The organism is Marinomonas sp. MED121, assembly GCF_000153025.1.
In the GTDB taxonomy this organism is placed as follows: domain Bacteria; phylum Pseudomonadota; class Gammaproteobacteria; order Pseudomonadales; family Marinomonadaceae; genus Marinomonas.
In genome coordinates this window covers 152,444-165,341 of the sequence record NZ_CH672433.1, presented here as the reverse complement: position 1 = coordinate 165,341, position 12,898 = coordinate 152,444, and the positions used below count along the sequence as shown (strand labels likewise).

12 protein-coding genes are annotated in these 12,898 nt (G+C 40.0%); all 12 read left to right on the top strand.

Features of this window, described 5'->3' with window-relative positions; all coding sequences use genetic code 11:
* Position 1 precedes the first annotated feature (1 nt).
* The 12 genes from fliQ to MED121_RS19165 all read left to right on the top strand — a co-directional run bounded on the left by fliQ (position 2) and on the right by MED121_RS19165 (position 12,832).
* A complete protein-coding gene (fliQ, locus tag MED121_RS19220; protein ID WP_036181242.1) occupies positions 2-271 on the top strand; it encodes a flagellar biosynthesis protein FliQ in 270 nt (89 codons plus the stop codon).
* Entirely contained in the window at positions 271-1,053 is a 783-nt protein-coding gene (gene fliR / locus MED121_RS19215; RefSeq protein ID WP_009835435.1) for a flagellar biosynthetic protein FliR, read from the top strand. Before fliQ ends, fliR begins: the two co-directional genes overlap by 1 nt.
* Entirely contained in the window at positions 1,046-2,188 is a 1,143-nt protein-coding gene (gene flhB, locus MED121_RS19210) for a flagellar biosynthesis protein FlhB (RefSeq protein WP_009835434.1), read from the top strand. The genes fliR and flhB overlap by 8 nt, the downstream gene beginning before the upstream one ends.
* Positions 2,189-2,248: 60 nt before the next feature.
* Positions 2,249-4,366, top strand: a complete 2,118-nt coding sequence (gene flhA, locus MED121_RS19205) for a flagellar biosynthesis protein FlhA (RefSeq protein WP_009835433.1) — start codon at positions 2,249-2,251, stop codon at positions 4,364-4,366.
* Positions 4,367-4,465: 99 nt separating this feature from the next.
* Positions 4,466-5,779, top strand: coding sequence for a flagellar biosynthesis protein FlhF (gene flhF, locus MED121_RS19200; RefSeq protein WP_036181240.1), 1,314 nt, complete (start codon positions 4,466-4,468; stop codon positions 5,777-5,779).
* 100 nt (positions 5,780-5,879) lie between these two features.
* Positions 5,880-6,614, top strand: a complete 735-nt coding sequence (locus tag MED121_RS19195) for an RNA polymerase sigma factor FliA (protein ID WP_009835431.1) — start codon at positions 5,880-5,882, stop codon at positions 6,612-6,614.
* A gap of 42 nt (positions 6,615-6,656) precedes the next feature.
* On the top strand, positions 6,657-7,049 hold the full coding sequence (cheY, locus tag MED121_RS19190; protein WP_009835430.1) for a chemotaxis response regulator CheY: 393 nt from the start codon (positions 6,657-6,659) through the stop codon (positions 7,047-7,049).
* Between the two features lie 9 nt (positions 7,050-7,058).
* Positions 7,059-7,841 carry a protein phosphatase CheZ gene (locus MED121_RS19185; RefSeq protein ID WP_009835429.1) on the top strand — a complete coding sequence of 261 codons (783 nt, stop codon included), beginning with the start codon at positions 7,059-7,061 and terminating at the stop codon, positions 7,839-7,841.
* 11 nt (positions 7,842-7,852) lie between these two features.
* Complete coding sequence (locus tag MED121_RS19180; protein ID WP_009835428.1) at positions 7,853-10,165, top strand: chemotaxis protein CheA; 2,313 nt, start codon at positions 7,853-7,855, stop codon at positions 10,163-10,165.
* A 27-nt stretch (positions 10,166-10,192) separates the two neighbouring features.
* The gene (locus tag MED121_RS19175; protein ID WP_009835427.1) at positions 10,193-11,257 is read left to right on the top strand and encodes a chemotaxis response regulator protein-glutamate methylesterase; all 1,065 of its coding nucleotides are present in this window, start codon (positions 10,193-10,195) and stop codon (positions 11,255-11,257) included.
* Positions 11,257-11,997: a flagellar motor protein gene (locus tag MED121_RS19170; protein ID WP_009835426.1), complete on the top strand. Its 741-nt coding sequence runs from the start codon at positions 11,257-11,259 to the stop codon at positions 11,995-11,997. Before MED121_RS19175 ends, MED121_RS19170 begins: the two co-directional genes overlap by 1 nt.
* Complete coding sequence (locus MED121_RS19165; protein WP_009835425.1) at positions 11,987-12,832, top strand: OmpA family protein; 846 nt, start codon at positions 11,987-11,989, stop codon at positions 12,830-12,832. The genes MED121_RS19170 and MED121_RS19165 overlap by 11 nt, the downstream gene beginning before the upstream one ends.
* Positions 12,833-12,898 lie beyond the last annotated feature (66 nt).

The following is a 12,898-nucleotide window of genomic DNA, read 5'->3' as shown; positions in this document are numbered from 1 at the left end:
CGTGGATCCGCAGGTTGTATTAGATTTATTTGGACAAGCTTTTTTACTGATCGTTATTATGGTTGGCGCTGTCATGGTTCCGAGTCTTATTGTTGGTCTTATTGTGAGTGTATTTCAGGCTGCAACACAAATTAACGAACAAACTTTAACCTTTCTTCCTCGCCTAATTGTTACCATTCTCGTTATTATCTATTTAGGACCTTGGTTGCTACAAAAGCTGGTGGATTTTACCACTCAACTCCTTATTGATATTCCATTGATTATTGGCTGATGCTACAAATTTATCCGGATGAGCTTCTAGGGCTAACCGTTAGTTTCTTGTTGCCTTTTTTTCGGATTGGGGCTTTTTTATTGGCCTTGCCTTTATTTGGTACTCAACTAGTGAGTACGCGTATTCGAATTGCTTTTGCATTTGTTATTGCGATTATTGTCACCCCATCAGTGCCCGTTCCTAGCTATGATCCTGTTTCACCTTATTTTGTTTTGCTAATTGCTGAGCAGATAATTATAGGAATCGTGCTGGGATTTGTTGTCAGTGTTTTATTTCAAGTTTTTTCTTTGGCTGGCCAGTTAGCTGCGATGAAAGCAGGTTTAGGCTTTGCAATGTCAAATGATCCTGCTAATGGTATTTCTGTCGCAACATTGGGGCAATATTACTTAACTATGGTTGGGTTGGCTTTTTTATTAACTGATGGTCATCATGTTATGTTTGAGTATCTTGTGGAGAGCTTTGACTATTGGCCTATAGGGGAAGGATTTAATTCTGAATATTATTATGACATAGTCCTATTAGGTGGCTGGATGTTTGAGAAGGCATTGTTGATGGTCTTGCCTCTTGCAATCGCGGTGCTTGTTATGAACTTGTCCTTTGGGGTCGTCGCAAAGGCGTCGCCACAATTAAATATTTTTGCGCTTGGTTTTCCTGTAATAATGCTTTTTTCTTTGTTCTTTTTTTGGATAATGCTGGAAGACTTTTTAGATATTTATCGACTCTTCTTTACTGAGTTAACTGACTGGATGAAAGATAAGTGGGGGTTGCGGCTAGATGGCTGAGAACGAAGATGGCGCTGAAAAGACGGAGGACGCCAGTAGTAAGAAGCTGGACGAGGCCCGAAATAAAGGTAATTTACCTAGATCGAAAGACCTTAGTTCAGCGTTGCTCCTTCTGATAGCTGCTGCAAGCTTATATGCAACCGGCTCGCTCTTGGCACAAGATATGTCTAATGTTTTTCAGTTCAACTTTGTTTTGAGTAGAGCTGATATGTTTGACACCGCAAAAATGGTCATTCATTTATCTGACTCATCTATCTCTATGATGGATTCCTTGTTGGTCATGATGATAGTGCTTGCTATTGCAGGTATTGTTGGCAGTGTTGCGTTGGGTGGTTTTAACTTTTCTTGGGAACCTCTTATTCCTAAATTAAGTAAAATGAACCCCATTTCTGGTATTAAACGGATGTTCTCCGTTAATTCTCTTGTTGAGCTGCTTAAGTCAATTGCAAAAGTGTCTTTGGTTTTGGTTGTGGCTTTTTTTGTGCTGAAGATATATTTGCCTGAAATGCTATTAGTTCCTTTTCAGTCATTAGAGTTGGCGTTAGGGCATGCTATTAATGTTGTGATTTGGGCATTTATCTATGTTTCTTTGGCGGTATTGCTTATTGCTGCTGTGGATGTGCCGTACCAAGCGTGGTCGCACAAAGATAAATTGAAAATGACTAAGCAAGAAACAAAGGATGAATATAAAAATGCGGAAGGTGATCCGCAAATCAAAGCAAGAATAAGACAAGCTCAGCGCCAAGCATCTATGCGGCGTATGATGGAAGATGTGCCAAATGCCGATGTGATCATTACTAACCCGACCCACTTTTCTGTTGCTCTTAAATATGAGGCAGGTGTGAAAGGTGCGCCAAAGCTTTTAGCAAAGGGTAATGATTTCGTGGCTTTGAAAATACGTGAAATAGGGACTTTCCATAATATCCCTGTGGTACAATCACCAGCGCTTGCTCGTTCGATTTATCATTACACGGAAATAGGTGAAGAAATTCCGACAGGTTTATTTCAATCTGTGGCGCAAATTTTAGCTTATGTGTATCAATTAAAGCAGTCTCGCTTGTTTGGCGCTAAGGCACCAGATAAAATTCCTGATGTTGATATTCCCCAAGAGTATCATTGGGATGGTGAGTTTTAATCTGTTTGTTATTTTTTGTCGCTAAAATACCTTAAGGTATTATTTTTTTAGGATTTTATATTGAAGTTTGATCGTCAACAGGTATTTGGCCAAGCCAAGGGAATTGCTAGTGGAAATCTAGGGGTTCCTTTCCTGCTGTTATCCCTATTGGCGATGATGATATTGCCAATTCCTGCTTTTTTACTCGACGTTCTATTTACCTTTAATATTGCCTTGGCGATTGTTGTTCTCCTTGTTTCTATTTACTCGCTTCGTCCTTTAGATTTTGCTGTTTTCCCTACCGTTCTTTTGGTTGCTACTTTATTACGTTTAGCACTTAATGTTGCTTCAACTCGAGTTGTTCTTTTATATGGACATGAAGGGGGGGACGCCGCTGGTAAAGTGATCGAAGCATTTGGTGAAGTCGTAGTAGGCGGCAACTATGTTGTTGGTTTTGTTGTCTTCGCCATCTTAATGATTATTAACTTTGCTGTAATCACAAAAGGTGCTGGTCGAATATCTGAAGTAAGTGCTCGCTTTACATTAGACGCTATGCCAGGTAAGCAAATGGCGATAGATGCTGACTTAAATGCCGGTATGATTAATCCAGATGAGGCTAAGTCTAGACGAGCAGAAATCGCTTCAGAAGCTGAGTTTTATGGTTCTATGGATGGTGCTAGTAAATTTGTAAAAGGTGATGCTGTTGCTGGTTTAATGATTTTAGCTATTAATATCATTGGTGGCTTTACAATCGGTATGGCACAGCATGGTTTGACTTTTAATGATGCTATTACAAAATATTCGTTATTAACGATAGGTGATGGTTTGGTTGCTCAAATACCATCTCTGATGCTTTCAACCTCTGCTGCCATAATGGTTACTCGAGTTAATGAATCTGGTGATATGGGGAGCCAAGTTGTTCGCCAGATGTTCTCTAGCTCAAAGGCCTTGTATGTTGCAGCAGCTGTGATGGGAATCATGGGGATTGTGCCTGGTATGCCGCACTTTTCCTTCTTATCTCTTGCTGCTTTGATGGCTGGCTTAGCATACTTCTTTGAATATCGTGAAAAGCAGAAAAGCCAAGCGAAAACAAAGACGCGTTCAGCGACCTCTGATGATGCACCTCAAACGCCGGAAACTAAGGATCTCAGTTGGGATGACGTTGCGCCTGTAGATATTTTAGGGTTGGAAGTTGGCTATCGTTTGATTCCGTTGGTTGATAAATCTCAAGGCGGTGAGCTCCTTGCAAGAATTAAAGGAGTACGTCGCAAATTATCACAGGATTTAGGCTTTCTTGTGCCAAGTGTTCATATTCGAGATAACCTAGATCTTTTACCAAATGCTTATCGTGTTACTTTAATGGGGGTAAGCTTGGCTGATGCTGAGGTGCACTCTGATAAGGAGCTTGCGATAGATCCAGGTCAAGTGTTTGGTAAGCTTGATGGAATTCCTGATAAGGACCCTTCTTTTGGTTTAGATGCAGTATGGATAGATCCAAAAAAACGAGATCAAGCACAAACATATGGTTATACCGTTGTAGACGTAAGTACAGTGGTTGCTACGCATATTAACCAGATTATGCATAAACATGCTCATGAATTGATAGGGCATGATGAGGTTCAACAGCTATTAGAGTTATTGAAACAGCATAACCCTAAATTGGCTGAAGAATTAGTGCCAAATACAGTGCCAGTCAGTGTTTTGCTTAAAGTATTGCAAAACTTATTGGTCGAGGGTGTTCCTTTAAGAGATATGAGGACAATTGCTGAGGCTGTTATGGGGGTTGTGCCTAAGTCTCAAGACCCAATGGTGTTAACCGCAGCAGTTAGGGCTTCCTTGTCTCGTCTAATTGTCCAGACTCTGGCTGAAGGTGTGGATGAAATTCCTGTATTAACATTAGACCCAGAACTTGAGAAAATGTTAATGCAAACAGTGCAGCAAAGTCAGCAAGCCGGTGTGAAAAATGAAGAAGCTCTCATTCTAGAGCCTTCCATGGCGGAACAGTTACAAAACTCCTTACGTCAATCTTCAGAGCAACAAGAGAGTAATGGTAATACGCCAATTTTGATTGTTTCAGCCCCAATTAGACCAATGTTGGCTAGATTTATGCGATATGGTGGTATTAATATGGCTGTTTTATCCTATCAAGAGGTGCCAGATCACAAGCGAATTACCGTTGTTGGCGTTATTGGTCAGTAAAATTGCTGTACTTGCCCTAATATCATCCTATATTTATCAAATTCTTTCGGGTAAGCTATGGATTTGTAAGAGAAATTAACTTTAAAGGATAGGACTTTAATGCAAGTAAGGCGGTTTCGAGCACCAGATATGCGCCAAGCGATTCGCAAAGTACGCGACGCTGTAGGTCCTGATGCCGTAATTCTGTCAAATCAACGTCTTGCAAACGGTGAGATTGAAATCGTTGCCGCTTTAGATTATGACGGGAGTATGCCTTCTAATTATGCAACGCAACCTAAGCCTGAAGCACCTGTCGCTGCAAAAACTGCACCTCAGCAAAGTTATCAAGAGAGAATTGAGCAGGCTAAACAGCCTGAGCAAGTAAAGCCTACTCAATCTGATCTAGATCAGATGTCTCGTGTTCCCGCTAATAAATATGTATCCATTATGGATGAAGACCCCATTATTGAAGAGTCTTTGTCTATTAAACTGCCTGAAGATGTCTCTCTACCTACCGAAAATTTACAAATTAAAGAGAATTCTCAGCTAAAAGAAATGGAAGCTGAGTTACAAAAGGTTAAAGAGCTTCTTGAACAACAGCGTAAATTAAGCGATATCAAGAAAAATGATCTTGACCCTGCACAAGCTAAAGTAAAAGAGAGATTGACCTCTCTTGGATTATCATCAAGTATAGTTTCCGGTATTTTGGATGATGTTGATCTACAAGGAAGAGAGGATGACTGGAATCGTGTTTTGTCACATCTGGCTGAACATATTCCTGTTAAAAAGCAAGGGGCTGAAATGCATGGTTGTTATGCGTTTATGGGTCCAACAGGTGTCGGTAAAACAACAACCATTGGCAAAATAGCTGCTCAACATGTGCTTAAACACGGTTCTGATAGTGTTGTCCTGGTAACCACTGATACTTATAGGATTGCCGCCCATGAACAGCTGAGGACCTTTGGCCGTATTTTGAATGTGCCTGTGGTTGTGGTGAATGAATACTCTGATTTAAATGAAGTTCTGGATAAATATTCTAACTTCTCTTTGGTTTTAGTTGATACCGCGGGTATGAATCCAAGAGATAGAAACCTAGAACGTCAGCTATTAATGATGAAAAGAGCTCATTCAAGTTTAAAGAAACTTTTGGTTTTACCCTGCACAAGCCAAAGACAAGTGTTAAAAACAGTTGTTGATGTGTATGCTCAAGTGCAACTTGATGGATGTGTGTTAAGTAAACTTGATGAGTCGGCTTCTTTAGGTGAGGCGGTCAGTGTCGTTATAGAAGAGCGGTTACCTGTAGTGTATATAGCAGATGGCCAGCGAATCCCTGATGATATCCAACCCGCTAGAGCACACAATATTATCAGTCGTGCAGTCTATACTGCAGAGCAATACAGTCATATATACAGCTCATTGAAATACGGTAGTTAGTAACTTTATGTTATTTCAACCAGTAAGTTATAGAACAATATAGTACAGTTATTTCAAGAGTATTGGTTTAACAAATATAAGGTTATGTTCATCTTTGATTATGCAGTCCAGAACAGGTCTAAATGCCTATAATCAAAAACCAGCACCATCAGTAGATCAGATTATTGATGAATACGGTTTTTTGGTTAAAAAAATTGCCTATCATCTGCTTGCGAGGTTACCAAGCAGTGTTGAACTGGATGATTTGATTCAAGCTGGAATGATGGGGTTGATTGAAGCGTTTAAGCGTTTTGAGTCAACCAAAGGTGCTAGCTTCGAAACTTATGCCGGGATCAGAATTCGTGGTTCTATCATGGATGAAGTTCGAAAAAGTGATTGGGCTCCAAGATCGGTTAGACGTAATGGCCGAGCAATTGCTAGTGCAATTAAGGAATTGGAAGCTAAGCTTGGTCGTGAGGCAAGTGATTTAGAAATATCTCAAGCAATGGATATTAGTTTGAATGAATATCACGAGATGTTGCAATCGAGTATGTCTACTCAATTATTTAGCTTTGAAGAGTTACTAGACTCAGAAGGCTTAAATATTGAAACAGATAGTGAAGAGGATAGTGCGCCTTACTCTTTTGTTGAGGACTTAGGTTTTCAAACGCAATTGGCGCAAGAAATAGATTCTTTACCAGAACGTGAAAAGTTGGTTTTATCCTTGTATTACAATGATGAGCTCAATCTTAAAGAAATTGGTTCTGTGTTAGGTGTTAGTGAGTCGCGAGTGAGCCAGATACATAGTCAAGCGGCTATGCGTCTGAAAGCTAGATTAAGTGATTGGCGAGATTAAATATGAGCTTTGATAGACTACCTTTGGGGTATGGAGGTTGCATTGGATAAAAACATGAAGATCCTAATCGTTGATGATTTCTCAACAATGAGGCGTATCATCAAAAACTTACTAAGGGATTTGGGATTTACCAATACAGTTGAAGCTGATGATGGAACTACGGCATTACCTATATTGCAATCAGGAACCATCGACTTTTTGGTAACTGACTGGAATATGCCAGGTATGACAGGGATAGAGTTGCTTCGTTCTGTAAGGGCGGATGAAAAACTAAAGACAATACCTGTTTTGATGGTAACGGCTGAAGCTAAGCGAGATCAGATTATTTCTGCTGCTCAAGCTGGCGTTAACGGTTATGTTGTTAAGCCATTTACAGCAGTTGCGTTAAAGGAAAAAATCGAAAAGATTTTTGAACGAATTGATGCCGGAAAATAGGGGCTGAGAATGTCTGATAGTTCTAAGTTGCGGCTTGGTGAATTTGAGACTCAGGTGAAAGATGGTGCGGTAGATTTAATTAATCGTATTGAAACTGGCGATTTCGCTGGAGCGATTAAGATAATTCAAGATCTGAGTGAGGCTAGACATAACAACTTTTATAATGAAGTTGGTTATTTAACTCGTAGCCTGCATGATGCCATTCGCGACTTTAAAGTCGATTCAGTTGATCAAATTGTAGATCAAGTGGATGGTGCCTCAAAGATTACTGATGCTACAGATCGTTTGAATTATGTCATTGATATGACTAACCGTGCTGCAAATACCACCATGGATATGGTGGATTCTAGTGTACCTGTTGCAAGTCATTTACAAGACCAAGCAAGAGACTTACGAAAAGACTGGGGGAGGTTAATTCAACGCGATTTAACACCTGCAGAATTTCGAGAACTATACAAACGAATTGATGTCTTTTTACAAACGGCCGATGAAAGTGCAACAACTCTTCATTCAAATTTGAATGCAATTCTTTTGGAGCAAGGTTATCAGGATCTAACTGGACAAGTTATTACCCGTGTCACAGAGCTTATACGTGATGTCGAAGAAAAACTTGTTCATCTTGTTGCTGTTGCTGGACGTGTCGATGACATTTCTGGAATGGAGCATGAAAATAAAGAAACAGAAATTGATGACACCAAAGGTCATGGCCCCGCCATTAATAGCGATAACAACCCTGAAGTATTGAATAGCCAAGACGAAGTTGATGACTTGCTATCCAGTCTTGGTTTCTAGAGGAGCTGAGGATGAGTTTCGAAGTTGATGAAGAGATCCTACAGGATTTTTTAGTTGAAGCAGGTGAAATCCTTGAACAGCTATCCGAACAACTGGTTGATTTAGAACAAAACCCTAATGATATTGCTTTACTTAATGCGATTTTTAGGGGATTCCACACCGTAAAAGGTGGAGCAGGTTTTTTACAGTTAAATGCTTTAGTTAACTGCTGTCACTATGCAGAAAACGTGTTTGATATTTTAAGAAATGGTCAGCGTGAAGTTACTGCCGAGCTTATGGATGTTGTTTTACAGGCTCTTGATGCTGTAAATGAAATGTTTGAAGTTGTTCGTTCTGGGGGGGAGCCTGAACCCGCTGATCCTGAAATAATCACCGCATTAAGTAAGTATGCTTGTCCTGCTTCTGAAGACGAAGCGCAAAGCCAAGAAGAATTAGTAGAAGAAGCTAGTGAAGTCGAGGAAGAGCCTGAAGTAGAAGATCATATAGAAAGTGTTTCTGAACCAGAGGAACAAAATGTAGATATCTCTGATGATGAATTCGAATCTCTTTTGAATGCTTTGGGTGATGATGACACTCCTGTAAAAGAGACCGCTCCAGTAAATGCTGAAAGTGATGCTCCTACAAGTGATGATATTACTGAAAGCGAATTTGATGCGCTTTTAGATCAATTGCATGGTGATGGCGCACCTGGAATTTCTAAAGATACAGAATCTAAATCAGCAAGTTCTGACGAAAAGGCATCAGTACCTGATGCTCCAGCATCGGATGATATTACTGAAGATGAATTCGAAAAGTTATTAAATCAATTACATGGCAGCGGTGCACCTGGCCAAGAATCAGGGGAATCTTCTAAAGAAGATGAATCAAGTAAGAAGACTGATAAAAAAGAAACGCCTGAAGTCACAGCCCCAGATTCAGATTTAATAACAGAAGATGAATTTGAGTCTTTATTAGATACGCTTAGTGCTGAAAAGAAACAAGTTGAACCTACAGAAGAAAAAGCTAAACCTAAAGCTGATTCGAAGCCAAAAGAAGATGTTAAGCCTAAGGCGGCACCTAAGCCTAAAGCTGCGCCTAAACCTAAGAAAGCAGAGGTTGTTGCTAAGGAACCAGCTAAATCGGCACCTAAAGATGACAAGCCAAATGCCCCCGTTGTTCAAGAGACAACAGTGCGTGTGGATACCAAGCGTTTAGACGATATTATGAATATGGTTGGAGAGCTTGTTCTTGTTCGAAATCGTTTGGTTCGCTTAGGTTTACAAAGTGAAGATGAGTCAATGGGGAAAGCTGTTGCAAACTTAGATGTTGTAACGGGGGATCTTCAAAATGCCGTAATGAAGACTCGAATGCAGCCGATCAAAAAAGTATTTGGCCGCTTTCCTCGAGTTGTACGAGACTTGGCTCGTAGTTTAAAGAAAGAAGTTAACCTAGAGCTTAGAGGTGAAGAAACAGATTTAGATAAAAACCTAGTTGAAGCTCTTGCTGATCCGCTAGTCCACTTGGTGCGAAACTCGGTAGACCATGGTGTTGAGGCGCCGGATGTTCGTGAGGCTAATGGTAAGCCTCGTGGTGGTAAAGTAATTTTATCAGCAGAACAAGAAGGTGATCATATTTTGCTATCCATCGAAGATGATGGTGCAGGTATGGATGCTGATAAATTAAGAATGAAAGCTGTAGAAAAAGGTCTGATGGATACTGATGCTGCAGAGCGCTTATCTGATGATGAAGCTTTTAACTTAATATTTGCGCCAGGATTTTCTACTAAGGTTGAGATTACAGATGTGTCAGGCCGCGGTGTTGGCATGGATGTGGTAAAAACTAAAATATCTCAACTTAATGGTACATTGGATATTAAATCCGTATTAGGTAAAGGTTCTCGTTTTTCTATTAAAGTGCCTTTAACTCTTGCGATTATGCCTACCTTGATGGTGATGCTGGAGGATCAAGCTTTTGCTTTCCCTCTTGTGAGTGTGAATGAGATTTTTCATCTAAACCTTAAAAAGACTAATATCGTTGATGGTCAACAGGTTGTGGTTATTCGAGGCAAAACATTACCTATTTTCCATTTGAAACATTGGTTAGTTAAAGGTCAATCTGCTGATTTGAATCCTGAAGAAGCACATGTAGTTGTTGTCCAAGTTGGAATGAATGAAGTTGGATTCGTTGTAGATCAGTTAGTCGGTCAAGAAGAAGTCGTGATTAAACCGTTAGGTAAAATGCTACAGGGTACTTCTGGAATGGCTGGTGCAACAATTACTGGCGATGGACGAATTGCATTAATTTTAGATGTTCCTAGCATGCTTAAAAGTTATGCTTCTCGCTAGGTTAACTGGATTTTTAGGAGACGCTTTATGCCAGTAAAAGTGCTGGTGGTAGACGATTCTGGTTTTTTTCGAAGACGTCTAGTTGAGATTTTTGATGCAGATTCACGGTTAAAAGTAATAGGTACAGCTACGAATGGGCAAGAAGCCGTTGATAAGGTTCAGTCATTAAAACCTGATGTTGTAACAATGGATTATGAAATGCCTGTCTTAGACGGTATTGCTGCTGTTGCGAATATTATGAAGCTAAGACCGACGCCTGTTTTAATGTTTTCTTCATTAACGCATGAGGGTGCAAGAGTAACATTAGATGCTCTTGAGGCTGGTGCTGTTGATTTCATGCCTAAAAACTTTGAAGATATTTCTCGTGATTCTACTGTGGTTAAGAAGACTTTAATTGATCGAGTTTTAGCTGTTGCTCGAACACGTTTTATGGGGCAAACAAAGGTTGTTGCTCCTGCTGAGAAAAAAGCAGCGCCTGCTCCTATTGTTTTAGAGCAGGGAGTGATTATTCCTCGTAAACGTAAAAATGTAAGTCTTATTGCTATTGGTACCTCAACAGGTGGTCCAATGGCATTACAAACAGTTTTAACTAAGTTACCTAAAGGCCTATCTGCCCCTTTAGTACTTATTCAACATATGCCTGCTGCATTTACAGGGGCATTTGCTGAAAGGTTAAATCAAATATGTGAGATAACGGTTAAAGAGGCAAAAGACGGAGATAAGCTCCAAGCTGGAGTGGCTTTGCTCGCTCCAGGTGGTAAGCAAATGATGGTCGACCCTCGAAATGGTGGCTGTGTCAGAATTCTCGATGGTGATGAACGCTTAAATTATAAGCCATCAGTTGATGTGACTTTTGGCTCTGCATCTAAGTGTTACCCAGGGCGTGTTTTATCGGTTGTTATGACAGGTATGGGAGTAGATGGTAGAGAAGGTGCGAGAATGCTGAAAAATACAGGCTCGCGCGTTTGGTCACAAAGTGAAGAAACCTGTGTTATCTACGGTATGCCAATGGCAGTAGAAAAAGCTAATTTATCTGATGATGTGATTCATTTGGAACAAATAGGCGAGCGTATTGTAAAAGAGGTTGGTTAATGGATCTATTAACATTAGCCGGTCTTTTTTTAGCTTTTGCCTCAGTAGTATTATCAAACCTACTCGGTGGAGGGGAGATGATACTACTTTTCAATCTCCCTTCTGCAATTATTGTTATTTTCGGTAGTCTTGGCGCTGCACTTGTTCAAAGTAATATTCTCGAAGCGACCCGTTCTTTATCTTTATTGCGTTGGGCCCTATTCCCCCCTGTATTTGAATTTAGTAATGCTAGAGAGCTAATTTATAAGTTAGCAAATCAGGCGAGAAGACACTCTGTTGTAAGTCTAGAATCTGAGCTTAATTCGTTAAATGATAGCTTTTCAGAGCGAGCGTTGCAGATGGCGATTGATGGTGCTGACCCTGAAAGCTTTTCTGAATTATTACACGATGAAGTAATGAGATTTAGAGATAAGAGAATGGCCAGCGTAGATTTTTTAGAATCCATAGGTGGCTATGCTCCTACTTTAGGGATTATGGGCTCTGTGCTTGGTCTTATTCAGGCTATGGCTAACTTAGACAGCCCTGAGGCATTAGGTCATGGCATCGCTGTCGCTTTTGTCTCGACATTATATGGTCAAGGGTTTGCTAATCTGATTATTTTCCCAATTGCTAAAAAACTTACAAACTATGTTGATAAAGAAACGCTTTATTATCAGCTTGTAGTGGATGGCGTTTATGGTATTGCAACAGGGAAAAACCCACATCGACTTGATATTGAGCTGAGTGGATATGAGCAATGAGAAGGCGAGTTTAAGGCGTATTTCTAAGCGTCGACGTTTAGGGTTGCGTAACGATACGAACCAAAACAAACAGCGTTGGATCTTATCTTATGCTGACTTTATCACCTTGTTATTTGCTTTCTTTGTTGCGCTGTATTCTATTTCTTTGAAAAATCAGGGTGACTCTAAGTTATTAACCGAAACCTTAGAAGGTGTAATGCAAGCGGTACAGTTATCTGTACAGCCAATCAATATAGGTAAAGTGACAACGGGTAAGGCAGAGGATGAAGCTTTTCAAGAGTTAACGCCAGATAGGGGAAGCGACCCTAGTCCCAGTCCGCAACAGAATATACAAACAGTAGTAGATAAAAAGCTACAGGTCGTTCAAGAGTTAAATCAAATGATCCTGACTCACCTAGGTGAATATCAGCAAAATGGTTTGATTTCGATTAACGAAAGTGAGCTTTGGATAGAAATAGAATTAAAAGCAGGTCTCTTGTTTTCGTCTGGAGAGTTTGAATTAACGAACGAAGCGGTTGCTGTTCTGATGTCAATTTCTGAAGTATTAAAGCGCTACAGTTACCCTATTGTTGTGGAAGGGCATACTGATAACTTACCTGTTTCGAGTAATAAATATACTTCAAATTGGCAGCTTTCTAGTGCAAGGGCCTCTTCTGTTGTTGATGAGTTAGTAAACGGAGGAATTAACCCTCAGCTTATTGCAGTATTAGGGTTAAGTAGTGAAAAACCAAAAGTGAGAAATTCAAATGACTTTTCTCGAGCTCGAAATCGGCGAGTGACACTTAAAATTGGTAAGCAAGAAGCAGAAAAGCTATACAACTACTTATTTGAATAGTTATATACTTCAGCAATATAATCAGAGAAACTGTAATTAAAATAACGGTATAGGCATTAGGTAGGG

Coding starts and splice junctions, on each gene's coding strand:
- fliR (WP_009835435.1), top strand. CDS start 271: ATGCTACAAATTTATCCGGATGAGCTTCTAGGGCTAACCGTTAGTTTC.
- flhB (WP_009835434.1), top strand. CDS start 1,046: ATGGCTGAGAACGAAGATGGCGCTGAAAAGACGGAGGACGCCAGTAGT.
- flhF (WP_036181240.1), top strand. CDS start 4,466: ATGCAAGTAAGGCGGTTTCGAGCACCAGATATGCGCCAAGCGATTCGC.
- MED121_RS19195 (WP_009835431.1), top strand. CDS start 5,880: ATGCAGTCCAGAACAGGTCTAAATGCCTATAATCAAAAACCAGCACCA.
- MED121_RS19185 (WP_009835429.1), top strand. CDS start 7,059: ATGTCTGATAGTTCTAAGTTGCGGCTTGGTGAATTTGAGACTCAGGTG.
- MED121_RS19180 (WP_009835428.1), top strand. CDS start 7,853: ATGAGTTTCGAAGTTGATGAAGAGATCCTACAGGATTTTTTAGTTGAA.
- MED121_RS19175 (WP_009835427.1), top strand. CDS start 10,193: ATGCCAGTAAAAGTGCTGGTGGTAGACGATTCTGGTTTTTTTCGAAGA.
- MED121_RS19170 (WP_009835426.1), top strand. CDS start 11,257: ATGGATCTATTAACATTAGCCGGTCTTTTTTTAGCTTTTGCCTCAGTA.
- MED121_RS19165 (WP_009835425.1), top strand. CDS start 11,987: ATGAGCAATGAGAAGGCGAGTTTAAGGCGTATTTCTAAGCGTCGACGT.